The organism is Rhizobium sp. K33 (assembly GCF_056501445.1).
Genome location: NZ_CP096478.1, coordinates 4,139,622 through 4,162,687, shown reverse-complemented (window position 1 = coordinate 4,162,687; position 23,066 = coordinate 4,139,622). Strand labels below are relative to the sequence as shown.

General features: G+C 63.2%; 26 protein-coding genes and 1 other RNA gene. 16 read left to right on the top strand and 11 right to left on the bottom strand.

The annotated features are described in order from the left end of the window. Positions 1-24 precede the first annotated feature (24 nt). Positions 25-276, bottom strand: coding sequence for a putative antibiotic biosynthesis monooxygenase (locus M1E12_RS20050; protein WP_479563035.1), 252 nt, complete (start codon positions 274-276; stop codon positions 25-27). A 98-nt stretch (positions 277-374) separates the two neighbouring features. Here M1E12_RS20050 and M1E12_RS20045 point away from each other — a divergent pair, with 98 nt between their 5' ends. Then, entirely contained in the window at positions 375-989 is a 615-nt protein-coding gene (locus M1E12_RS20045) for a TetR/AcrR family transcriptional regulator (protein ID WP_479563034.1), read from the top strand. Here M1E12_RS20045 and M1E12_RS20040 read toward each other — a convergent pair. Next, complete coding sequence (locus M1E12_RS20040) at positions 983-1,192, bottom strand: SlyX family protein (RefSeq protein ID WP_113458172.1); 210 nt, start codon at positions 1,190-1,192, stop codon at positions 983-985. The genes M1E12_RS20045 and M1E12_RS20040 overlap by 7 nt on opposite strands. 78 nt (positions 1,193-1,270) lie before the next feature. Continuing rightward, positions 1,271-1,558: a hypothetical protein gene (locus tag M1E12_RS20035; RefSeq protein ID WP_479563033.1), complete on the bottom strand. Its 288-nt coding sequence runs from the start codon at positions 1,556-1,558 to the stop codon at positions 1,271-1,273. 161 nt (positions 1,559-1,719) lie between these two features. Between M1E12_RS20035 and recF the strand changes: the two genes are divergently transcribed. From recF to M1E12_RS20020, 3 genes are read left to right on the top strand one after another with little or no spacing between them, the layout of a single operon-like run. Beyond that, positions 1,720-2,847 (top strand): DNA replication/repair protein RecF, encoded by a 1,128-nt coding sequence (recF, locus tag M1E12_RS20030; RefSeq protein ID WP_479563032.1) that lies wholly within the window; start codon positions 1,720-1,722, stop codon positions 2,845-2,847. Positions 2,848-2,889: 42 nt separating this feature from the next. Then, entirely contained in the window at positions 2,890-3,642 is a 753-nt protein-coding gene (locus M1E12_RS20025; RefSeq protein WP_479563031.1) for a molybdopterin-synthase adenylyltransferase MoeB, read from the top strand. Beyond that, positions 3,639-4,121 (top strand): GNAT family N-acetyltransferase, encoded by a 483-nt coding sequence (locus M1E12_RS20020; RefSeq protein ID WP_479563030.1) that lies wholly within the window; start codon positions 3,639-3,641, stop codon positions 4,119-4,121. Before M1E12_RS20025 ends, M1E12_RS20020 begins: the two co-directional genes overlap by 4 nt. A gap of 3 nt (positions 4,122-4,124) precedes the next feature. On the opposite strand, the gene M1E12_RS20015 is transcribed toward M1E12_RS20020, so the two are convergent. After that, positions 4,125-5,129 carry a 2-hydroxyacid dehydrogenase gene (locus tag M1E12_RS20015; protein WP_136539882.1) on the bottom strand — a complete coding sequence of 335 codons (1,005 nt, stop codon included), beginning with the start codon at positions 5,127-5,129 and terminating at the stop codon, positions 4,125-4,127. A 199-nt stretch (positions 5,130-5,328) separates the two neighbouring features. Between M1E12_RS20015 and M1E12_RS20010 the strand changes: the two genes are divergently transcribed. Beyond that, positions 5,329-5,871 (top strand): SH3 domain-containing protein, encoded by a 543-nt coding sequence (locus tag M1E12_RS20010; RefSeq protein ID WP_113458285.1) that lies wholly within the window; start codon positions 5,329-5,331, stop codon positions 5,869-5,871. Here the strand turns inward: M1E12_RS20010 and M1E12_RS20005 are convergent. After that, a complete protein-coding gene (locus M1E12_RS20005; protein WP_479563029.1) occupies positions 5,864-6,856 on the bottom strand; it encodes an adenosine kinase in 993 nt (330 codons plus the stop codon). The genes M1E12_RS20010 and M1E12_RS20005 overlap by 8 nt on opposite strands. 325 nt (positions 6,857-7,181) lie before the next feature. Here M1E12_RS20005 and M1E12_RS20000 point away from each other — a divergent pair, with 325 nt between their 5' ends. Beyond that, positions 7,182-8,126: an AEC family transporter gene (locus tag M1E12_RS20000; protein WP_136539876.1), complete on the top strand. Its 945-nt coding sequence runs from the start codon at positions 7,182-7,184 to the stop codon at positions 8,124-8,126. A gap of 60 nt (positions 8,127-8,186) precedes the next feature. Here M1E12_RS20000 and M1E12_RS19995 read toward each other — a convergent pair whose 3' ends face one another. Further along, a complete protein-coding gene (locus tag M1E12_RS19995) occupies positions 8,187-8,948 on the bottom strand; it encodes a c-type cytochrome (protein WP_479563028.1) in 762 nt (253 codons plus the stop codon). A gap of 155 nt (positions 8,949-9,103) precedes the next feature. On the opposite strand from M1E12_RS19995, the gene M1E12_RS19990 reads away from it, so the two are divergent. Beyond that, positions 9,104-9,868, top strand: a complete 765-nt coding sequence (locus tag M1E12_RS19990) for a 3-deoxy-manno-octulosonate cytidylyltransferase (RefSeq protein ID WP_479564928.1) — start codon at positions 9,104-9,106, stop codon at positions 9,866-9,868. Positions 9,869-9,872: 4 nt separating this feature from the next. Continuing rightward, positions 9,873-10,724, top strand: a complete 852-nt coding sequence (locus M1E12_RS19985; RefSeq protein WP_113458165.1) for a prephenate dehydratase — start codon at positions 9,873-9,875, stop codon at positions 10,722-10,724. Between the two features lie 21 nt (positions 10,725-10,745). Here M1E12_RS19985 and nudC read toward each other — a convergent pair whose 3' ends face one another. Next, entirely contained in the window at positions 10,746-11,705 is a 960-nt protein-coding gene (nudC, locus tag M1E12_RS19980) for an NAD(+) diphosphatase (RefSeq protein WP_479563027.1), read from the bottom strand. Next, on the bottom strand, positions 11,702-12,109 hold the full coding sequence (locus tag M1E12_RS19975) for an HIT family protein (RefSeq protein WP_479563026.1): 408 nt from the start codon (positions 12,107-12,109) through the stop codon (positions 11,702-11,704). Before M1E12_RS19975 ends, nudC begins: the two co-directional genes overlap by 4 nt. Before the next feature lie 93 nt (positions 12,110-12,202). Here M1E12_RS19975 and ffs point away from each other — a divergent pair. From ffs to M1E12_RS19960, 3 genes are all read left to right on the top strand, one after another. After that, positions 12,203-12,299, top strand: an RNA gene (gene ffs, locus M1E12_RS19970) — signal recognition particle sRNA small type. 80 nt (positions 12,300-12,379) lie between these two features. Continuing rightward, the gene (locus M1E12_RS19965; protein WP_479563025.1) at positions 12,380-14,260 is read left to right on the top strand and encodes a DNA polymerase III subunit gamma/tau; all 1,881 of its coding nucleotides are present in this window, start codon (positions 12,380-12,382) and stop codon (positions 14,258-14,260) included. Between the two features lie 48 nt (positions 14,261-14,308). Continuing rightward, positions 14,309-14,632 carry a YbaB/EbfC family nucleoid-associated protein gene (locus M1E12_RS19960; RefSeq protein WP_113458161.1) on the top strand — a complete coding sequence of 108 codons (324 nt, stop codon included), beginning with the start codon at positions 14,309-14,311 and terminating at the stop codon, positions 14,630-14,632. 38 nt (positions 14,633-14,670) lie between these two features. Here M1E12_RS19960 and M1E12_RS19955 read toward each other — a convergent pair whose 3' ends face one another. Both M1E12_RS19955 and M1E12_RS19950 read right to left on the bottom strand, forming a co-directional pair. Next, positions 14,671-15,564 (bottom strand): alpha/beta hydrolase family protein, encoded by an 894-nt coding sequence (locus M1E12_RS19955; RefSeq protein WP_479563024.1) that lies wholly within the window; start codon positions 15,562-15,564, stop codon positions 14,671-14,673. A 76-nt stretch (positions 15,565-15,640) separates the two neighbouring features. Beyond that, entirely contained in the window at positions 15,641-16,261 is a 621-nt protein-coding gene (locus M1E12_RS19950) for an MOSC domain-containing protein (protein ID WP_479563023.1), read from the bottom strand. A gap of 55 nt (positions 16,262-16,316) precedes the next feature. Between M1E12_RS19950 and recR the strand changes: the two genes are divergently transcribed. After that, positions 16,317-16,922, top strand: a complete 606-nt coding sequence (gene recR / locus M1E12_RS19945) for a recombination mediator RecR (RefSeq protein ID WP_113458158.1) — start codon at positions 16,317-16,319, stop codon at positions 16,920-16,922. Between the two features lie 53 nt (positions 16,923-16,975). Next, entirely contained in the window at positions 16,976-18,208 is a 1,233-nt protein-coding gene (locus M1E12_RS19940; RefSeq protein ID WP_479564927.1) for a lytic murein transglycosylase, read from the top strand. Between the two features lie 9 nt (positions 18,209-18,217). On the opposite strand, the gene M1E12_RS19935 is transcribed toward M1E12_RS19940, so the two are convergent. Next, positions 18,218-19,852 (bottom strand): MFS transporter, encoded by a 1,635-nt coding sequence (locus M1E12_RS19935; RefSeq protein WP_136539858.1) that lies wholly within the window; start codon positions 19,850-19,852, stop codon positions 18,218-18,220. A 242-nt stretch (positions 19,853-20,094) separates the two neighbouring features. Between M1E12_RS19935 and rimP the strand changes: the two genes are divergently transcribed. Genes rimP through M1E12_RS19920 form a run of 3 tightly spaced genes read left to right on the top strand, consistent with a single transcriptional unit; the run spans position 20,095 to position 23,046 of the window. Next, positions 20,095-20,691, top strand: coding sequence for a ribosome maturation factor RimP (gene rimP, locus M1E12_RS19930; protein ID WP_479564926.1), 597 nt, complete (start codon positions 20,095-20,097; stop codon positions 20,689-20,691). A 55-nt stretch (positions 20,692-20,746) separates the two neighbouring features. Next, positions 20,747-22,363, top strand: coding sequence for a transcription termination factor NusA (gene nusA / locus M1E12_RS19925; RefSeq protein WP_113458155.1), 1,617 nt, complete (start codon positions 20,747-20,749; stop codon positions 22,361-22,363). Further along, positions 22,360-23,046, top strand: coding sequence for an RNA-binding protein (locus M1E12_RS19920; protein WP_377344247.1), 687 nt, complete (start codon positions 22,360-22,362; stop codon positions 23,044-23,046). The genes nusA and M1E12_RS19920 overlap by 4 nt, the downstream gene beginning before the upstream one ends. Positions 23,047-23,066 lie beyond the last annotated feature (20 nt).

Genomic DNA, 23,066 nt, shown 5'->3' with positions numbered 1-23,066 from the left:
AGGGTCCGCCCCTTTTGCATGGGCTCAAGCCAGTAGTCTGGGCTGGCGCAGGATGAACCAGGCGAAGTGCTTCTGGATTGCCGGCGCGATGCCGTAAACGATCGAGATTACCATGATGGGCGCAAGCAGCGCCGTGCGGGCCCAGATCGGCCAGCCCTCGGTCAGCGGCATCAGGACGTAGAGAATGCCGGTGACGAAGGGATAGATGACGAGCAGCATGATCATGGCGAGCCGGTGCTTCGAGGGAATGGGTCGGGTTGCGGAGAGATCGGACATGGGAGGCTCCATAAGAACGGTACGTTTCGTTTATATTGAAACGGGCCGTTTCGTTCAATAGATTTTTCTGCTAGAACCCGGAGGAAGGAGCATCGACTGTGACGAACACTGCACGCGACATCACAAAGCGCACATCGATCGGGGCGCAACGAAACCCGGCCAGCGAGGATGCGATCCTGACGGCTGCAGCCGAGATCCTCACCGAGGGCGGTCTGTCTGCCTTCTCGATCGAGGCGGTGGCGCGGCGGGCAAAGGCCGGGAAGCCGACGATCTATCGCTGGTGGCCCTCCAAGGCAGCACTTCTCCTCGACGTCTATCATCGCCAGAAGGGCGAGACCTTCTATCCCGACACGGGCGCCACGCGCGGGGATCTGATCGCTTTTCTCGAGGCCCTGCTCGGCTTCTGGAAAACGAGCGGGGGTGAAGTCTTTCGCTCGATCGTCGCCGAGGCGCAGAGCGATCCGGCAGCGCTCGAAGCGCTGCGCGACTATGCCGTGACGCGCTGTCGGGCGAGCGGCGTGATCCTGGAGCGGGGTGTGGCGCGGGGCGAGATCCGGGGCACGCTCGACATTCCGCTGATCATGGAGTTGTTCTCAAGCTTCTGCTGGCAGCGGCTGCTGACCGGCCGGCTCGACCCGTCCCGCGCGCAGATCACGCATTTGGTCGATGCGGTGCTGACCGGCTTTGCAACGGAGCGTGGCGGCGCTCAATAATGCGGCGGTCGGGTGACGGCCGGGGCTTCCAGCGCCTGCTCTTCCAGGGACAGGAAGCGTTCGGTCAGGCGATCGAGCTTCGCGCGGGTCTGCTCGACCACCTTCCATTGCTCGGCCAGCTGGTCCGACAGCTCTTCGATGACGCGCGTCTGATGGGCGACGGTCTCTTCGAGACGCGTGATGCGCTCTTCCTGCGTGTCCATGGGTCTTCTCCATCGTCTCTCAAGCGGCCTAGATGCCGCAAGACGAAGGCGCGGTCAAACACCGACTTTGAGGCCAAGTCAGCGCTGCTTCTTCTTGCGGTAGGGCATGGTCATGACGGCGGACGCGGTCACGGCGGCGGCGAAGGTCAAGGCCAGGGGGACGGCCATCATGACTGTCGGAAGAATCGGGTGGCTCGAGCGGGAGAGCGAGGTGCCGACACCGCCGAGATCGAACCAGACAATGCCGAAAGCAACCGCAAAGCCGAGGGCGGCACCGAGCGTTGCGTTGAGCGCGAGAAAACCCAGCATGTCCCAATGGTCACGGCGGGCTTCTTCGGGGGTTAGATCATCGGAATGCAGGGGCATGGCCTGGCTCCAGATCGGCGGCGATGTCATCAAACTAGCGCGGCTTGGAAACAGTTCCATGCCGCCAAGCGCCGCAGGCCCAGAGATAGCGCCGAAAGCCCGCTTGTGCCTTGCCTTCACCAACCAATCGGCCTAGCTCAAGGCGACAACGATTCCGGCTCATGACCCAGAAGACACAGATCCACCGACTGAAACTGACGGACTTCCGCAACTATGCGCAGGCAGGCCTTGCGCTGGACGGGCGGCATGTCGTGCTGGTCGGCGACAACGGGGCGGGCAAGACCAATTTCATGGAGGCGATCTCCTTCCTGTCGCCGGGACGGGGGCTGCGCCGGGCCGTTCTTTCGGACATTCCGCGGCTCGGCGCCTCGGGAAGCTTCACGATCTTTGCGGCGATCGACGGCATGGCGGGCGAGGCTGATATCGGCACCGGTACGGAAACGACGGAAGAGGACAATCTCGTCCGTCGACTGCGGATCAATGGCGCGCCGGCCAAATCGGTGGACGAACTGACGGATCACCTGCGCATTCTGTGGCTGACACCAGCGATGGACGGGCTGTTTACAGGCCCTTCGGCCGATCGACGCCGTTTCCTCGACCGGCTGGTCCTGTCGCTCGATCCGGCACATGGCCGGCGGGCCAGCGACTTCGAACGGGCCATGCGCAGCCGCAACAAGCTTCTCTCCGAAGGCCGCTTCGATCCGACCTGGCTGTCGGGGATCGAGCAGCAGATGGCAGCGCTCGGCGTGGCCATGTCAGCGGCACGGCGAGAGATGCTCGGGCTGCTTTCCGGCCTGATCGAGGCCGACCGCGACACCTCGGCCTTCCCCTCCGCCTCGCTTGCGCTCACGGGTTTCCTCGACGATCTCGCCGATCTGCCGGCTTTCGAATTCGAAGAGCGCTATATCGACATCCTCGCACAATCGCGCCATCGGGACGCGGCGGCTGGACGGACGCTGGATGGGCCTCATCGGGCAGATCTGATCGTCCGGCATATCGAGAAGGACATGGATGCCGAACGCTGCTCGACAGGTGAGCAGAAGGCCCTCCTGATCGGTCTCGTGCTCGCACATGCACGGCTGGTCGCGACCATGACCGGTTACGCGCCGATCCTCCTGCTGGATGAAATCGCCGCCCATCTGGACGAAGGTCGGCGCGCAGCGCTTTTTGCGCGCATCGATGCGCTGGGTGGGCAGGCCTTCATGACAGGGACCGACAAGGCGATGTTTTCGGCGCTGGGTGATCGGGCGCAGTTCGTGACGGTCAGGGACGGGCAGGTCGATGGCTGACCGCGCTTTCTTTCCAAACCGCCTGGTGGCAAGGTAGGTGCCATGGATCCGCTCTCCCCAGACGAACTCTCCCGTTATCACCGCCACATCCTGTTGCCCGAAGTGGGTGGTCATGGGCAGCAAATGCTGAAGGCCGCACGCGTGCTGGTGATCGGGGCCGGCGGGCTTGGGTCGCCGGTCTTGCAGTATCTGGCGGCTGCCGGCGTCGGCACGCTCGGAATTATCGATGACGACGGTGTGTCGCTCTCCAATCTTCAGCGGCAGGTCATTCACGATACCGGAACGCTTGGCGAGAAGAAGACCGAGAGCGCGGCAAAGGCCATCGCGCGGCTCAACCCGCATTGCCGTGTCGCCAGATACGAGGATCGGTTCGATGCCGGTTTCGCGCGGGATCATCTGCCGCGCTACACATTGCTGATCGACGGCTCCGACAATTTTTCCACGCGCTATGCGGCAGCGGATGCGGCGGAGCTTGCGCATGTGCCGCTGGTGACCGGCGCTGTCGGGCGCTTCGACGGGACGGTGACTGTGTTGAAGCCGTATGAAAGCGGCCCCGACGGACAGGCTTACCCCCGCTACACCGATCTCTTTCCTGAGCCGCCGCCGGAGGGCCTGATACCGGCCTGTGCGGAAGCGGGCGTGATCGGCGCGCTGACCGGTGTGATCGGCACGCTGATGGCAATGGAGGCGATCAAGGTAATCACGGGGATCGGCGAGCCGCTGGTCGGGCGGTTGCTGATGTATGATGGACTGGCCGCGCGCTTCGACACGGTGCGCTATAAAAGACGGGCATGACGATGGATGTGACGATCAACCGGATCGACGACAACTTTTCGCGCTATGGGGAACTGCTGGCGCTGATCATGGGATCGTTTGCCTATATGGATGGCGTGATCGACCCACCCTCGTCGGCGCATCGATTGACGCTTGCCTCGCTCAAGGACAAGGCCAGGGACGAGATCGGTCTGGTGGCCGAGGTCGAAGGACGGCTCGTCGGCTGTGCCTTTCTGCGGCCCGAGCCTGACTTCCTCTATGTCGGCAAGCTGGCGGTATCTCCCGAGGCGCAAGGGTCGGGGATCGGCGGCCGGTTTCTGGCGGAAGCGGAAGCCATTGCGCACGAGCTCGGCAAGCCTGCCCTGCGGCTGGAGACGCGGATCGAGCTCACGGGCAATCACCGGCGCTTCGGTGCCTGGGGCTTCATCCGCACGGCGGAGAAGAGCCATGCCGGCTATGAGCGCCCGACCTACATCGAGATGCAGAAGCGGCTCAGCTGAAGCTCAGCTTCGGCTCGGCAGGACGCGGTTCGGCGGGCGGTGACCGTCGAAATAGGTCCGGATATTGATGATCACCTTGTCGCCCATATCGATACGGCCTTCGATCGTCGCCGAGCCCGTATGCGGCAGCAGCACGACCTTGCCTTCATTGGCGAGCTTCACCAGCTTCGGATTGACCGCAGGTTCGTTCTCGAACACATCGAGGCCGGCACCGGCGATCTTGCCGGCGCGCAGGGCCTGCACCAGGGCATCCTCGTCGATGATATCGCCGCGGGCGGTGTTCACCACATAGCTGGTCGGCTGCAGCAGGGCGAGACGGCGTGCCGAAAGCAGGTGGAAGGTTGCCGGCGTCGACGGGCAGTTGACCGAGACGATGTCGACGCGGGCGAGCATCTGGTCGAGGCTGTCCCAATAGGTCGCCTCGAGCTCTTCTTCGGTGGCTGGATTGGCGCGCTTGCGGTTGTGGTAGTGGATCGAGAGACCGAAGGCCTTGGCACGGCGGGCAACGGCCGTGCCGATACGACCCATGCCGATGATCCCGATGCGCTTGCCCCAGATGCGGCGTCCGAGCATCCAGGTGGGCGACCAGCCTTCCCATTCGCCCGGCTTGTCCATCAGCACGCGCGCGCCCTGGACGAGGCGGCGTGGGACGGCCAGGATCAGCGCCATGGTCATGTCGGCCGTGTCCTCGGTCAGGACATTCGGCGTGTTGGTGACGGTGATGCCCTTTTTCGCAGCCGCATCGATGTCGATATGATCTGTGCCGTTGGAGAAGCTTGCGATCAGCTTCAGCTGCGGTCCGGCCTCTGCGATGAGAGCCGCATCGATTCGGTCGGTGACCGTGGGTACGAGCACATCCGCCGTCTTGACGGCTGCGATCAATTCTTCGCGCGTGCGCGGCTTGTCATCGACATTGAGCTCGGCATCGAACAGCTCGCGCATGCGCGTTTCCACGGCATCGGGCAGTTTCCGCGTGATGTAGACCGTTGGTCTTTTCCTGTTCGTCATGGGCCGGATCGATGCCTTCTTCAGAACTCGTTAACCAAGTCGCGGGATACTTCGCTCCTTAGGAAGGCAATTTCTACCAAACCCGTCGGCGAAGACAAACAAAACTCGTCGGGTCGCGGCGGATTTGTCCCGGACAGGCGCGAAGCGGTCCGGGGCGGTCAGAAAGCACTTCATTTCCATAGCTTAGCCCGGAATGACCATGTTTCATAACCTGTGCCGCGTCAGCCTAGCCTTCAGCGTCCTCACGCTGTCTCTCGTGGCCGGCCCGATCGCCGGTCATGCACAATCCACGACCAAGGGCTCGAGCGGTCTGCCGCTCCCGCGCTTCGTCAGCCTCAAGGCCGAGAAGGTCAATCTGCGGATCGGCCCCAGCACCGACTACGCCGTTTCCTGGCGCTACATGAAGTCGGGTCTGCCGGTGGAAATCATCCGCGAATACGAGAACTGGCGACAGATTCGTGATGCCGACGGCACCGAGGGCTGGGTGAACCAGACCCTGTTGACCGGCGAGCGCACCGCCGTTGCCGCGCCCTGGATGCGCGGCAAGGGTGAGAATGTCTATGTGATGATGCGCCGGGATTCGAACTCCTCGGCAGCTGTCATCGCCAAGCTCGAACCCGGCGTTCTGCTGAAGCTCAGCGAATGCAACGGCAACTGGTGCCAGGCCGAAGCCGGCGGGGTCAGTGGCTGGGTGTCGCAGGCCGAGATCTGGGGTGCCTATCCCGGCGAGGCCTTCAAATAAGGCCTGTCGCCGCGGCTCCGTTCTTCAGGGACATCATCGGGCGTGGCCCGATCTGCTGGATGACTACACCTGCGGCATAGCAGCCGAGATGGCCGCAATCCTCGAGGCTTCGACCGTTGGTGTAGCCGAAGAGGAAGCCTGCGGCGAAGAGATCGCCGGCGCCGGTCGTATCGACCACTGTCTGCACCTTGGTCGCGGGCACGCGAATGCGGGCGCCATCCTTGACGATGACGGCACCCTGGTCACCCATGGTGACGGCCGCGAGCTTGCAATCCTTCGAAATGAGATCGAGCGCCTGGGCGAAATCATCCGTCTCGTAGAGCGAGAGGGCTTCCTGCTCGTTGGCGAAGACGATGTCGACCGTCCCGGAGCGCATGAGGTCGAGGAACTCCGACCGGTAGCGGCCGACGCAGAAGCTGTCGGAGAGCGTCATCGACATTTCCTGGCCCGCTTCATGGGCGATGCGGGCGCAATCGAGGATCGCCTGCTTGGCGCGCGGCGGATCCCAGAGATAGCCTTCGAAATAGGTGACCTTGGACTTCGCCACCACCTCCGGCTCGACATCCTCGGGACCGAATTCGACGCAGGCGCCGAGATAGGTGTTCATCGAGCGCTCGCCGTCTTCGGTGACGAAGATCATGCTGCGGGCGGTCGGCGGCTGGCTGCCCAGCGGGCGGGTCTGGAAATGCACGCCCTGGGCACGGATATCGTGAATGAAGATCTCGCCCAGCTGGTCCTCGGCAACTTTGCCGAAATAGGCGGCCTTGCCGCCGAAATTGGCGATGCCGGCTGCCGTGTTGCCGGCGCTGCCGCCGGATGCTTCCACGGCGGGGCCCATGAGACCGTAGAGCCGCTCGGCGCGCTCGGCGTCGATCAGGTTCATTGCGCTTTTGGTGATGGCGTTGTCGATCAGAAACTGGTCGTCGCAGCGGGAAATAATGTCGACGATGGCATTGCCGATCGTCAGGACATCGAACTGGCTCATAAGGTCCGGGGCTCCATTTGCGTGCCCCACGGTCATAGTGATTTTTCCAGCGATGGGAAGGGGCAAGCCGATCAACGTCATCTTGCCGTTACATCGAAAGCTTATGAATCATTATCAAGACGTCCATCTCCCCTGGGCGTCCAAGTGGACCATAACCGGTCCGTTACGGGAAAGCCGACCACGGATGTACTGGCGGCCTATCTCGACCGGCATGAGGCCGGCGTGAAAGCAGGCAGTGGCCTGCTTTTGTCGTTTCTGGCGGATTGGCGGTGAGCGGCGGGCGGCCTAAGAAGGCTTTTGTCCTTGCCCTCCCTTGAGTCGTTTCATGACTGCTGTTGCCCAAGACGTCCTTCCTATTTTCATTCTTATACTATTCGGTTGGGCGCTGGTCCGCCTCAAGATCCTCGCAACGGAGATCGGCGACGGGCTTGGAGACTTCGTCTTCAAGGTGGCGGTGCCACTGCTGCTCTTGCGCACGATCGCCAATGCCGATTTCCATGGCGCATCGCCCTTCCGACTCTGGATCGCCTATTTCGCCGGCGTTCTCGTCACCTGGACGATCGGCCATCTGGTTGCGACGCGCCTCTTCGGTCGAGACGAGAAGCTCGGCGTTCTCGCCGGTGTCTCCTCCGCCTTTGCCAACAATGTCTTCATCGGTCTTCCACTCGTCGAGCGCACGGTCGGTCCGGATGGGATTGTCGCGATGTCGATCCTGCTTGCCGTGCATCTGCCGTTGATGATGATCGCGGGGGTTCTCGCGATGGAACGGGCGGAGCAGAAAAGCGGTGGCCGGCAGGCCGCCGGCATCCTTGCCGTTTCGAAACAGGTGGGCGGCAACCTCATCCGCAACCCGCTGATCATTGGCCTTGCCGGCGGCATCCTCCTGCAGGTCGTGGGCACACCTGTCCCCGCGCTGATCGACGGCATCGTCGCACAGGTCGCCGGCATGGCGGCGCCGGCAGCGCTGATTTCGCTCGGCATGACGCTGAACAAATATGGCCTGGCAGGCAATGTCCGGATCGCTGCCAGCATTTCGCTCCTGAAGCTTGCCCTGATGCCTGCGGTGGTGTGGCTCGCTTCGACGCTACTTGGCCTTTCACCGCAATGGACTGCGGCACTGGTGCTCACCTCGTCGGTCCCGACAGGTATCAATGCCTGGCTGATTGCCAGCCGCTTCGGCGTCGGTCAGGGGCTGGCAGCCTCTGTCATCACGCTATCGACAGCCGCAGGGGTGGTGACCGTATCGCTCTGGGCCTTGCTGCTGCTCTGAAACGCAAACGCCCGGCCGCAAGGGCCGGGCGCAGAGTGCGAAGAAATCGAAACGACCGAATTACGGCGTCGTCGTCTGTGCCGGAGCAGGCTCAGCCGGAGCCGGTTCTGCGGGGGCCGCGGGCGCTGCGTCAGCGGGTGCTTCCGGAGCGGCCTCTGCCGGAGCAGCCGGAGCAGCTTCGGCCGGAGCCTCAGCCGGGGCCGCCTCTGCCGGGGCGGCAGCGGCATCAGCCGGCGCTGCGTCTGCAGGGGCTGCTGCGGCGTCTGCCGGTGCGGCCTCCGGGGTCGGGAGCGGAACCGGGCTGTCTGCCATCGTGTGCAGATACATGATCAGGTTGGCGCGCTCGTCATCCTTCTTGATGCCGGCAAAGCCCATGGCGGTGCCCGGGATGTGCTGCTTCGGCGCCAGCAGGAATTCATTGAGGTGTTCCCAGGTCCAGAGGACGGAGCCGCCCTGGGAGAATTCGGTCATGGCAGCGGAGTAGCTGAAGCCTTCATGCGAAGCGATCGGGCGGTCGACAAGGCCATAGAGGTTCGGGCCAACCTTGTTGGCGCCGCCCTTGTCGACGGTGTGACAGCTCGCACACTTCTTGAACACGGCTTCACCTGCGCCCGCATCAGCGCTGGCGAGAAGCACGGCGATCGGCGTTGCGGCGACCTCGGGTGCAGCCTCTGCCGGACCCGCTTCTTCGGCAACAATGGCGAAGCCTTCCTGCTCGGGTGCTTCCGAGTGGAAAATGCCTTCCGAAGCGATCGACACAGACATCAGGACGAAGACGGTGCCGAGAAAGGCACCCACGCCCATGTTGGTATAAGAGTTCATCTGCAAAGCTCCCCGTGCAGCCGGCCGATGAGCAACCGGACGATCTTGAAATCGCGCGGAACCTATGTCTTTTGCATAACACTTGCAACACGATTATGGTCCCGCAACTGGGACTTTTTGACACTTCTGTTCGGTGATTTGAAGGGGTTATGGACATGAATGAAGGCGGAACTGCCAAAACCCTGGTCCTGATCCCGGCCCGCATGGCATCCACTCGACTTCCGGGCAAGCCACTTGCCGATATCGCCGGTCTGCCGATGATCGTGCAGGTCGCGAAACGGGCTCAGGAAGCCGAGGTCGGGCGAATCATCGTGGCCACCGACGACAGCCAGGTGTTCGACGCCGTGGAAGCCGCGGGCTTCGAGGTGGTCATGACGCGGGCGGACCACCAGTCGGGGTCCGACCGGATTTTCGAGGCACTGAGCAAGGTCGACCCCGATGGGCAGGCCGAAATCGTCATCAATGTGCAGGGCGACCTGCCGACCATCGATCCGCAGACGATCCGTGCCGCTCTGAGGCCGCTTGAAGACCCAGCCGTCGACATCGCGACGCTGACGGTGGAGATCGAGGACGAGCAGGAAAAGACCAATCCGAATGTCGTGAAGGTCGTGGGATCGCCGATTTCCGGCGACAGGCTGCGGGCGCTCTACTTTACCCGCGCCACCGCTCCTTATGGTGCCGGGCCGCTCTATCACCATATCGGGCTTTACGCCTATCGCCGCGCAGCGCTCGAACGCTTTGTCTCGCTCTCGCCGTCGACGCTCGAAAGACGGGAGTCGCTGGAGCAGCTTCGCGCGCTCGAGGCCGGCATGCGCATCGATGCCGAGGTGGTGAAGACCGTGCCGCTCGGCGTCGACACGCCCGCCGATCTCGAAAAGGCGCGCCACATCCTTTCCGCATCCTCCAACGCAGGACACTGATCCCTTGGCACCGACGAACAAGATTTCCTTCCAGGGCGACTACGGCGCCAATTCCGACATGGCCTGCCGCGACATGTTCCCCAACATGGAGCCCCTGCCCTGCCCGACCTTCGAGGATGCCTTCGTGGCGCTGGAGACGGGCGAGGTGGATCTCGCGATGATCCCGATCGAGAACACGCTGGCCGGTCGTGTTGCCGACATCCACTATCTGCTGCCGCTGTCGCGCCTGCATATCGTCGGCGAATATTTCATGCCGATCCGCTTCCAGCTGATGGTGCTGCCGGGCGTGAAGCTCGACGAGATCCGCACCGTGCACAGCCACATCCATGCGCTTGGTCAGTGCCGCAAGATCATCCGCAGCCATGGCTGGAAGGCGGTTGTTGCCGGCGATACGGCCGGGGCTGCCAAGCTGGTTTCCGAGAAGGGCGATCGCACGATGGCCGCCCTTGCGCCGCGGCTTGCAGCCTCTCTCTACGGGCTCGACATCCTGGCCGAGAATGTCGAGGACTCCGAGAACAACGTGACCCGCTTCGTCGTTCTCTCGCGTGACGAGGACGAGCCGAAACGGGTGAGCGACGACGAACGTTTCATCACCACGTTCGTCTTCAACGTCCGCAACATCCCGGCAGCGCTCTACAAGGCGATGGGCGGGTTTGCGACGAACGGGGTCAACATGACCAAGCTCGAGAGCTACCAGATCGGCGGCAAGTTCATCGCGACCCAGTTCTATGCCGATATCGAGGGACATCCGGAGGACGCGCCGGTGAAGCGGGCACTGGAAGAACTGCGCTTCTTCTCGGAAAAGGTCCGCATCCTCGGCGTCTACAAGGCGCATGAAATGCGCGGCAAGCTCTGAACTGCATAGGTGAGAGACGGCTCAGTGTCGCCACTCGAACCAATCCTCGATCAGCCTGCGGGCGATGGTGCCCTGGATCGGCAGCGTCCGCCCGTCGTATGAGCCTTCCGACAGCATGGTGCCGATCTCCTTGCGGGTGAACCAGCGGCAATCCTCCAGTTCCGTCGTGTCGAAGGTGATATCGACATTCGTTGCCTCGCCGTAGCAGCCGATCATCAGCTGATGCGGCATCGGCCAGGGTTGCGAGGCGTGATAGCGGACGCGGCCGACGGTGATGCCCGATTCTTCGCGTGTTTCGCGGCGGACGGCGTTTTCGATCGTCTCCCCCGGCTCGACGAAGCCGGCGAGCGAGGAATACATGCCGGCCGGAAAGCGCGGGCTTCTGCCCATCAGGCAGCGATCCTGTTTTTCGTCGACGACCAGCATGATGGCGACCGGATCGGTGCGCGGAAAGATCTCATGGCTGCAGGCGGTGCATTTGCGCTTGTAGCCGCCGATCAGGGTTTCCATCGCGCCGCCACAACGGCCGCAGAACTTATTGTCGGCATTCCAGCGCAGGAGGCTGAGCGCCTGGGCGACTTCGCCCAGCAATTCGTCCCCGACGAGGGCGTCGCGAAACAGCGCGCGGGGATCGGCCGGCTTGTAATGCGCGTTGAGCGCTTCCGGTGCCACATTGACAGGCACGGCGAGACGCGGCTCGCCCGAGGCTTGATGGCCGAGCAGGATGGCGTCGTCGAAATTCGGCTGAAGATCAGCCAGTTCGTAAGGGGCAAAGAGCGGGTCCAGAACCTGGCCATCGTGTTTCAGGACGAGCTGGGTGCCGGAAAAGGCAAGGATATGGGTGCCCTCAACCTTCAGCGCGGTTTCGAGCGTGGTCTCGTCGCGATGCTCGCTGTCACGGTCGAGCTTGTTGCCCGAGAAGGCCGTGAGTTCGCTGGGTTCGAGATGGGGAGCACGATTGAGGAAAATGGAATTCTTCATTGGAATGCTTCAAGGATCCTGTTCTTCATCGCCTGAAAGGCCTCTTCCTCATAGGGAACCGCCTTCTCGAAGCCCCAGATCGGGCCGGGCCAATTCGGGTCGTTCTCGAAGCGGGCCACGACATGCACGTGGAGCTGGCGCACGATATTGCCGATTGCGGCGATATTGATCTTCTCCGCGCCCGTCGCCTTCTTGAGTGCCGCCCCCACCGTTACCTGCTCGAAAGTCAGGACGGCCTGATCGAGCGGGGTCAGATCGAAGATCTCCGAGACATCGGGGCGCTGCGGCACGAGGATGAGCCAGGGCCAGCGGCTATCCCTTGCCAATCTGAGGTCACAGAGACCGAGTTTGAAGATCGACTCGCTGTCTCGGCCAAGACGCTCATCCAGGATGAAGGGCTGCACGGTGTTTCTCTCCGAAATGCTTTGACCAAAGGCTAGCAGTTTTTTTGGCGCTTGGCTTGCATTTGGCGACGTTATTGCCGATATGTCTCCTCGGGAGGTTGGTGGTGGACGAGCCACTCGCCAACCGGGTCAGGTCCGGAAGGAAGCAGCCCTAACGAGCGCGGCACGGGTCATCGTGCCAGCCTCCCACCTCATCTTCATTTCCGGCCTTTGTTTCCAACACGGGCCGTGCCATGCCCGGCTGCGGGCGACGGGGAAGCTGGCAACGCGATGAGCGATTTCGAGCCGACTGCAGAGGCCAAGCCCGCCCCCGGCGGCTACCGCGTTCTTGCCCGCAAATATCGCCCCAAGGATTTCACGGACCTGATGGTCGGCCAGGAGCCGATGGTGCGGACGCTGACCAATGCGTTCGAAACCGGCCGCATTGCGCAGGCCTATATGCTGACCGGCGTGCGCGGGGTGGGCAAGACCACCACGGCCCGCATTCTGGCGCGCGCGCTGAACTACAAGACAGCCGAAATCGACAAGCCGACGATCGACCTTCGCATCCCCGGCGAACACTGCCAGGCGATCATGGAAGGCCGGCATGTCGACGTGATCGAAATGGACGCCGCCTCGCATACGGGTATCGATGACATCCGCGAGATCATCGAGCAGGTGCGCTACCGCCCGGTCTCGGCGCGCTACAAGGTCTATATCATCGACGAAGTGCATATGCTCTCGACGGCAGCCTTCAACGGCTTGCTGAAGACGCTCGAAGAGCCGCCGGAGCATGTGAAGTTCATCTTCGCAACCACCGAAATCCGCAAGGTTCCGATCACCGTTCTTTCCCGCTGCCAGCGCTTCGACCTGCGCCGGATCAGCGCCGGCGATCTCGTCGGGCTGTTCTCGACGATCGCATCGAAGGAAGGCATCGAGGCGGAGGAAGAGGCGCTCGCGATGATCGCGCGTGCGGCCGAAGGCTCGGCGCGCGATGGCCTCTCGCTGCTCGACCAGGCCATCGCCCATGGTGGCGGCATGGTGCATGCCGATGCCGTGCGGGCCATGCTGGGTCTTGCCGACCGCGCCCGTATCGTCGACCTCTTCGACCACATCGTGCGTGGTGACGTGACGGCAGCGCTTTCCGAATTCGGCAGCCAGTACGAAGCGGGTGCCAACCCGACGGTGGTGCTGACCGATCTTGCTGATTTCACCCATCTGGTGACCCGGCTCAAATACATCCCCTCGGCAGCCCAGGATCCCTCGCTCTCCGAGGTCGAGCGCGTGCGCGGTGCGGAACTCGCCGACAGCGTGGCCGTGACCACCCTGTCGCGCATGTGGCAGATGCTGCTTAAGGGCATTCCGGAAGCCGAGGCCTCGTCGCGCCCGGCGGGTGCGGCCGAGATGGTGCTGATCCGGCTTGCGCATGCCGCGCATCTGCCCTCGCCCGAAGATGCCGCGCGACGCCTGCTCGAACTCTCCAATGGCGAGGGTGGCGGCGATCGCGCACCGGCTGCGCCGCGCCCTAATGGCGGCGGCGGTGGGGCTTCGATGGCCATGCGGGTGCAGGCCGTGGGACAGCCCGTGCAAGACAGCGGCGCGCGCCCGGCGATGGGCCAGCCGGTTGCCCATCTGCAGAGCGTGCCGGCGGGCGATGCGCTGCCTCAAGCCCTGGAGCGGCGAGAGCCCAAGGTCGAGGAAGCACTGATCCCCGGCGTTCGGGTCGAGACGCTTGATGATATCGCGGATCTCTGCACGAAGAACCGCGCACCTGTGCTCAGGGCCCAGCTGCGCCAGTTTGTGCATCTGGTGAAGATCGAGCCGGGCCGACTGGAGATCCGGCTGGAATCGCAATGCCCTCCGACGATCGTCAACGAGCTGAAGATGAAGCTCAGCGAATGGACGGGCATCAACTGGTGGGTGACGCTGTCCAACGAGGCCGGTGCGCCGACGCTGGTCGAAGTCGAGAAGTCGACGCGCGAGGCGCGCCTCGTCGACGCACGGCAGGATCCGGATGTGGCGGCGATCCTCGCCCGCTTTCCCGGCGCCAAGGTGACCGATGTGCGCATCAAGGCGACCGCCATCGAGGACGATGACATCGTCGCGGCCCCGCCGGCAGCGGCGGAATCCGCCGAGGGCGACATCCTGCCGGGCGACGACATCGAATTCTAGGGCTCAGCGCCCTGCCAACAGACAAGACAACAATCCAAGGAGACGGTTATGCGCGACATCATGGGCATGATGGGCAAGGTCAAGGAAATGCAGTCGAAGATGGAGAAGATGCAGGCGGAAATCGCCTCGCTCGAAATCGAGGGCAAGTCCGGCGGCGGCCTGGTCACCGTGGTGCTGACCGGCAAGGGCGAGATGCGCAGCCTCAAGATCGATCCGTCGCTCTTCAAGGAAGACGAAGTGGAAATCCTCGAAGACCTGATCGTGGCCGCCCACAAGGACGCCAAGGACAAGGGCGAAGCCCAGGCGCAGGAAAAAATGGCGGCGCTGACGGCCGGCATCCCGCTGCCGCCGGGCATGAAGTTCCCTTTCTGATCAAACAGTTCTTTGCTCAAGGAGGGTGATCGGGTCTGTCAGAGATAGACCCGATTGCCCCACGGATTTTCTCCCTCGCGCAGGAAGTTGAGGCTCTGGCGCCAGAAGCCATCCTGATGGCGGGCGTGAAAGAGATCGAAGTGGCCGACCCGGTCAAAGCCGAGGTCTTGTGGTGCGAGAAGCACCTTGGTCACCGGGGCGCGGCGGTAATAGCGCATGGCCCGATTGACCGCCTTCGGGGTCGCGAATTCATCATCCGACATGGTGACGCTGAGGATCGGGCACGTCACGCTGGCGAAGCGCTCGCGCATGGCTTGGGCAGCGTCGTCTGAAAGCCCCTGCTCCGCCGTGGCCTGCTGCAGCCCCCAGCCATAGGCGACCCCTTTCGGCAGATCCTCGAGCCAGCCCAGACGCTTGCCGGGGAAGTGCCCGATGGCGAGGGTGATCGCGGGCATGGCGACATGCCATTTGAGGAAAAGCGGCAGGCGCCGAGCCGGCAGATAGTCCCCCCAATAGCCATATTGGCCGCCGACGGAGAGCATGGCCGTGACCCGATCTATACTTTGCGAATAGCCAGGCAGGAAGCCACCGATGCTGTGGCCGACGACAAGGACACGGCCCGTCTCGTCTTCCTGCAGGGCGTGTCGCAGGGCAGCGTCGAAATCCTGCTCTCCCCATTGTCGCCAGGTGAAGGTGGAGCCCTGCAAGCTTGTCGGGCGAGAGAGCCCGATGCCACGATAATCATGCGTCAGGACCGAAAAGCCGTTGGCAGCCAGGTAGGCAGCGTAGCGGTGATAATAGCGGGCGTGGACGCCGGTGGCAGGATTGACGATGACGGTCCCCATCGGCGTCACTCCGTCCGACCGCCACCAGTGGCCCGTCAGCCGGACACCGTCGGCGGCCGTCAGTTCTATCTGTCTTGGCTCCATCATCCCTCCAGGCGGGCGGCATGATGGCGAGATGGCTCGGCCTGGTAAAGCCGGCCGCTTTACGACCTTTGGCGGAGGCTCAGATATCGCCGGCGCGGATTGCGTCTTTCACCTTGTAATGAACCGGAGCCGCCAGATAACGGGCGCGATCGGTGTCGCTCAGCCTGCGGCCGAAGGTTGCCATCATCTCGCGCATGGTGACGCGGTCGCCGCTCCAGGGCTTGAACTCGACGGATTGGCCAGCCTCGACCATGCCACCCTGCAGCACGCGCGCATAGGCGCCCGGCCTGGCGGCGCGGGTATAGCGCTTGACGAAGGTCGGCTCGCCCATCTTCGCAGCGAAGGTGGCGCAGGGGATGCGGGCGGAGGTGATCTCGAGCAGGACATCGCCGATCGCGAGCCTGTCGCCGGCGGCCAGCATGGCGCTTTCCAGGCCCTCGATGACAAGGTTCTCGCCGAAGGTGCCGAAGGGCAGATCCCGACCGAGCTCGGTCTGCCACCAGTCGAGATCGATGGAACCCTCGATATAGACGGCCTGGTCGACGCCGCCGTGATGCTTGCGATTGAGGATCGCGTCGCCGACAAGACCTTCGGCATCGACCATGATGGGACCCTGGATGGCGAGCTTGTTGATGCCCGTCTTGTATTTCTTCCCCGGCAGGATTTCGGGTCGACCGAGGCAGACGGCGAGGATTTTCATGTGACGCACCCTTCGGCGATTCCGTTTGCCATCTATATGGGCTAGAAACGCCGCTATGGCAAAACGAGTCACCGGCCCCGAAATCGAGAAACTCATCCAGCTTCTGGCGAAGGTGCCGGGGCTTGGACCCCGCTCGGCGCGGCGAGCGGCGCTGCATCTGATCAAGAAGAAGGACCAGCTCCTGGGACCCCTGGGCCACGCCATGGGCGAGGCCTATGACAAGGTGAAGATCTGCTCCTGCTGCGGCAATGTCGACACGGTCGATCCCTGCACGGTCTGCACCGATGTGCAGCGCGACCAGTCCGTGATCATCGTCGTCGAGGATGTCTCCGATCTCTGGGCGCTGGAGCGGGCGGGCGCGATGAATGCCGCCTATCACGTGCTGGGGGGCACGCTGTCGCCGCTCGACGGGATCGGACCCGATGATCTCAACATCAAGGGGTTGATCGACCGGGTGTCGAAGGGCGGGATCCGCGAGATCATCATCGCGGTCAACGCGACCGTCGAAGGACAAACCACAGCACACTATATAACCGACCACCTGACGGGGCTCGACGTGAAGATCACACGGCTCGCCCATGGCGTGCCTGTCGGCGGCGAGCTCGATTATCTGGACGAGGGCACTTTGTCTGCGGCGCTGAGGGCGCGGACGGCGATCTGACGGCATTCCGGGAGGAAAGATCGATGGCACGACTTCGAAAGCCACTGCGCTGGCTGCTGACCACCGTTTCACTCGTTCTGGCTGGAGGCCTCGCTTCACCGGCGGCAGCCGTCTCGCGCAGCGCTGTCGAGGCGCAATTCCGGCAATGGATTGCCAGCGATCTATGGCGCGCCGCCCAGGAAGGCGGGATCAGCAAGCAAGTTTTCGACAGGACACTTCAGGGCGTAAAACTCGACTGGGACCTTCCGGATCTCGTGCCGCCCGGCGCCGAACCGCCGACGGAGCGGACGCAGAGCCAGGCGGAGTTCAGCTCACCGGCCTCCTATTTCAACGAGAAGCGCCTGCAGGGCCTGGCCGCAACCGGCCGAAATCTCGCCAGTCAACATGCGTCGACGCTGCGCAAGGTCGAGGCGACCTATGGCGTTCCAGGCTCGATCATCGTTGCGATTTGGGGACGCGAGTCCGGCTATGGGCGGGCCAAGCTCCCCCATTCGGCTATCGACGTTCTGGCGACCAAGGCCTTCATGTCGACGCGCAAGCCGATGTTCCAGCAGGAGCTGATCTCGGCGCTGCATATCGTCGAAAGCGGGGATGTGAGTGCAGACCGGCTGATGGGTTCCTGGGCCGGCGCGCTGGGGCAGCCGCAATTCATGCCGGGCAGCTATCTGAAATATGCCGTGGACTTCGATGGCGACGGCAAGCGCGATATCTGGAACTCCGTGCCGGACACGCTGGCATCCATCGCCAACTATCTGGTGAAGAGCGGCTGGCAGCGGGGCCGGGAGTGGGGCTACGAGATCACGATCCCCGATGGCGTTTCCTGTGCGCAGGAAGGGCCGGACAGGGCAAAGCCGGTCTCTGCATGGGCAAGCGGCGGCCTCACGCGCATTTCCGGCCGCGCCTTCCCATCTTCGGAAAGCTCGCAGCCGGCAATGATGCTGGTGCCAGCGGGAACCTATGGTCCGGAGTTCCTCGTGACGCCGAATTTCTACGTGCTCAAGGAATACAACAATTCCGATCTCTATGCGCTGTTCATCGGCAATCTCGCCGACCGGATCGCCTATGGCGGCGGCGCCTTCAAGGCATCCTGGGGCGATGTCGGCAAGATGCTGCGCTCGGACGTGCTCGCCATGCAGAAGGCCCTGGTGGCACAGGGTTATGACGTCGGCAAAGTCGATGGCCTGCCCGGCTTCAAGACTCGCCGCTCGCTCGGCGAGTGGCAGGCTAAGAACCGGATGAAGCCCACCTGCTATCCAAGCGCGGATCTCAAGGCCAAGCTTCGGTAATGCTCGACTTCAGTGATGGTCGATATGCGGCTGATGGAAGACGTCATCGGCCGGCGGGATGGCTTGGCGCTCGATCATCCGGTGCACCTTGGGCGGCCGGTCGCCGCGATGGAGTTCGAGCAGGCGGTCGGTGATCTCGGCATCGGCCTTGGTGCGCCGCTGGTTATGGCGGACGTAATCGACCCAGGTCGGCACATGATAGGTTTCCGTCCAGATATCGGGATTTTCCAGATCCCGCATCAGCGCCCAGTTGCGGGCGCCATCGCGCAGCCGGATGCGGCGGCGCTCGACCATGACGCGTAAGAATTCCGGCACGTCCTCGTCGGCGATCTCGAAATCGACATGGATGACGATCGGACCGCTGCGGGGGCGGATGTCGAGCCTGAGTGACGGTTCGTTGAAGCGGTTCAAGGGGTCGAGGTCCAGCGTGGCGAAGGCCGGCATGGGCAGGAAGAGGCCGATGAAGACGCCGACCATCATCAAGAGGCTGGACGCGACCAGAGCCTGACCTGAACCGTAATTCTCGGCGACACTGCCCCAGAGCCAGCTGCCGGTCGCCATGCCGCCGAAGGTCGCCGTCTGGTAGAGCGACAGGGCACGGCCGACGACCCAGCGGGGGGTCGAGAGCTGCACGACCGTGTTGAAGAGCGAAAGCGCGAGCACCCAGCAGGCGCCCGCGACCATCAGCGCGAGTGCGGTGATCCAGATCGAGGTGCTGATGCCGGTGACACCGGCGGCAACCGCGAAGCCGGCGAAGGCGGCGCGGACGATATCCTCACTCGAGAGAAGTTCCCGGGCACGCTGGTTGGCGAAGGCGCCGAAGATGGCGCCGAGACCAAAGGCGCCGAGCAGGCCGCCGAAGGTCAGCGGACCGCCAATCAGCTGGTCGCGCGCAACGATGGGGAGCAGCGAGAGGATTGCGGTCGCCGTAAGGCCGAAGACGAAGCCGCGGAAGAGAACCTTGCCGAGATTGGGCGACATCGCGACGTAGCGCAGACCGGCGGCAATCGCCGAGCCGAGCTGTTCGCGCGGCAAGGGGTTTTTCGGAATGTTCGGCCGCCAGCGGATCAGCGCGTAGATGATGGCGAAGTAGGAGAGCGTGTTGACCGCGAAGGCTGCCGCCGCCCCGGCGGCTGCCACGATCATGCCGCCGATCGCCGGCCCGACGCTGCGGGTGATGTTGAAGCCCATGCTGTTCAGCGAGACGGCTGCGGGCAGATCACCGCGCGGAACGATGTCGCCGACGGAGGCCTGCCAGGACGGATTGTTGAGCGCCGTGCCGCAGCCGATCAGGAAGGTGAAGGCAAGAAGCGCCCAGGGCGTGATCAGATCGAGCAGGGCGAAAAGCGTCAACAGCGCCGACACCAGGATCATGAAGAGCTGAGCGGCGATCATCACCCGGCGGCGATCGAAACTGTCGGCAATGGCACCAGCGATCAGCGATAGCAGCATGATCGGGCCGGTGTTGGAGGCCTGGACCAGCGCGACCATGTTTTCCGAGGTCGAGATCGACGCCATCATCCAGGCGGCACCGACGCCCTGAATCAGACCGCCGAGGTTGGACGAGATGCTGGCAAGCCAGATCCGGCGATAAGCCTCGTTGCGGAGCGGCAGGAGGGGCGAGCGACGTTCGTTCGGAGACATGTCTGAAACTTTTCTGTCCGCAACCGGATCCGGTCACGTCTGCGGTGGGTGGGAGCTTGCCTTGCGCAACGCCTGAATGGCAAGTTTGTTTTCGACCCTTCCCGAAAAGCTTGCAAAAGTCGGGGTGGTCGGCTATATGAGCTTCAAATTCTTGATCGACAGATGAAGGGTGGGCCCGGAAGGACCCGCTCTTTTTTATTGGCGATCGCAGCCAATCGGGAGTAAAACGATTGTCCGAAGACATGCCGAAGCCGGAACCCGGCGAAGCACGGATCATCATCGAGACGGGCCTTGACCGTCGGATCGCCGAAATTATCGAGCCCGTGCTCGTCGCGATGGATTTCAAGCTGGTTCGCGTGCGCATGATGAACCAGAACGGAATGACGCTGCAGATCATGGCAGAACGCACCGACGGCACGATGACCGTCGAAGATTGCGAAGCCGTATCGATGGCGATTTCGCCGGTTCTCGACGTCGAGGATCCGGTCGACAAGGCCTATCATCTGGAAGTGTCTTCGCCGGGCATCGATCGCCCGATGGTTCGCAAGTCGGATTTCAGCCGCTGGCAGGGACATCTGGTGAAGTGCGAAACCTCGATTCTGGTCGACAATCGCAAGCGCTTCCGCGGCAAGATCACCGATGTGACCCAGGACGGGTTCACACTGGAACGCGATCAGGTGGCCTATGGCGAGGAGCCGAAGGTGACGATCCCCTTCAACACGCTCGCTGAAGCCAAACTCATTCTGACGGACGATCTGATCCGGGATGCGCTGCGCGCCGACAAGCTCGCCAAGGCGCAGGCCGCGAACCAGAACGACGAAGACGACAACGAAGAATAACGTTTGACCCAAGACCTCGCGGCCAGGCCCCGGGGGTGAAGACGGAGACCTAAACATGGCAGTCAGTGCTAACCGGCTCGAGCTCTTGCAGATCGCAGATGCCGTTGCCCGTGAAAAGGTGATCGACCGCGAAATCGTGCTCGCCGCCATGGCCGACGCGATCCAGAAGGCTGCCCGTTCGCGTTACGGCACGGAAACGAATATCCGCGCCGACATCAACTCGAAGACCGGCGAAATCCGCCTGCAGCGCCTCCTGGAAGTGGTCGAGAAGGTCGAGGACTATTCGACGCAGATCGCGCTTGAACTCGCCCGCGACCGCAATGTCGACGCCAAGCTCGGCGACTTCATTGCCGACCCGCTGCCGCCGATGGATTTCGGCCGTATCGCTGCCCAGTCCGCCAAGCAGGTCATCGTGCAGAAGGTGCGCGAAGCCGAGCGTGACCGCCAGTTCGACGAGTTCAAGGACCGCGTCGGCGAAATCGTCAACGGCACCGTCAAGCGCGTCGAATACGGGAACGTCATCGTCGACCTCGGCCGTGGCGAAGGCATCATCCGCCGTGACGAAATGATCCCGCGGGAAGCCTTCCGCTATGGCGATCGTGTCCGTGCATACGTATATGATGTCCGTCGTGAGCAGCGCGGTCCGCAGATTTTCCTCTCGCGCACCCATCCGCAGTTCATGGTGAAGCTCTTCACCATGGAAGTGCCGGAGATCTACGACGGCATCATCCAGATCAAGTCGGTGGCCCGTGATCCGGGTTCGCGCGCCAAGATCGCCGTCATCTCGAACGATAGCTCGATCGATCCGGTCGGCGCCTGCGTGGGTATGCGCGGTTCGCGCGTTCAGGCCGTTGTCGGCGAGCTTCAGGGCGAGAAGATCGACATCATTCCGTGGAGCCAGGATCCGGCTTCCTTCATCGTCAACGCCCTGCAGCCGGCAGAAGTCGCCAAGGTGGTTCTCGACGAAGATGCAGAGCGGATCGAAGTCGTGGTTCCGGACGAGCAGCTGTCGCTGGCCATCGGCCGCCGCGGTCAGAACGTCCGCCTGGCTTCGCAGCTGACCGGCTGGGACATCGACATCATGACGGAAGCCGAGGAATCGGAGCGCCGTCAGAAGGAATTCAACGAGCGCACCAATCTCTTCATGGACGCGCTCGACGTCGACGAGATGGTCGGCCAGGTGCTGGCATCGGAAGGCTTCGCCCAGGTCGAGGAAGTGGCTTACGTCGATCTCGACGAAATCGCTTCGATCGACGGCTTCGACGAGGATACGGCGCAGGAAATCCAGACCCGCGCTCGCGAATACCTCGAAAAGATCGAGGCCGAAATGGATGCCAAGCGTCGCGAACTCGGCGTGGCCGACGAATTGCGCCAGATCGACGGCATGACCTCGCAGATGATGGTCGCGCTCGGCGAAGACGGCATCAAGACGATCGAGGACTTCGCTGGCTGCGCCGCGGACGACCTCGTCGGCTGGAGCGAGCGCAAGGATGGCGAGACGAAGAAGTTCGAGGGTCTGTTCTCGAAGTTCGACATCTCGCGTGCCGAAGCCGAAGCCATGGTCGTTCAGGCGCGCCTCGCTGCCGGCTGGATCACCGAGGAAGACCTCGCGGCCGAAGCCGAAGCAGCTGAAGCCGAACTCGAAGGCGAAGAAGCCGAGCAGGCCACGTGATGGCCGCGCAGACGCCCGACGCGACGGGGGCCGAAGACGACTTCGACCTCTCCGGCGTGAATGGACGGATGTGCATCGTCACCCGCGAGAGCGGATCGCCGGAGACGCTTCTGCGTTTCGTGGCGGCACCCGACGGGACGATCGTCCCGGATTTGAAGCGGGCGCTTCCGGGTCGGGGCTGCTGGGTCAGCCCCAGCCGCGAGGCCGTCGACAAGGCCGTGGCGAAGAAGCTCTTCGCCCGGGCGCTGAAACGGGATGTGAAGGCGGATCCGGACCTCGGATCCGTCGTCGACCGCCTCCTGGTCGCGCAGCTGATCGGCATGATGAACATGGCGCGCAAGGCCGGCCAGTTCATCAGCGGTGCTGCGAAGGTCGAGGCGGCTGTGCGGAGCGGCGAAGCCATTGCAGTCTTCCATTCTCTGGATGCTGCACCAGATGGCGTGAGAAAGATCGACCAGGCCCGCAAGGCCTGGCACCTCGGAACGGGGGCAGAGGCGGAGGTTCCCGCCTTTCACCTTCTGACCGGGGCGGAATTGGAAGAGCAGATGGGCCAGAATGCTTTTATCCATGCTTGCGTGCTTGCAGGGCAGGCAGGTGAGGGTGTAGTGAAGCGCGCAACTCTGCTCGAAACCTATCGCGGCCTTCAGCCGCAGGTATCGGGCGCTGGCCCGAAATCACAATGACGCGGTCACCGGCACAGGTC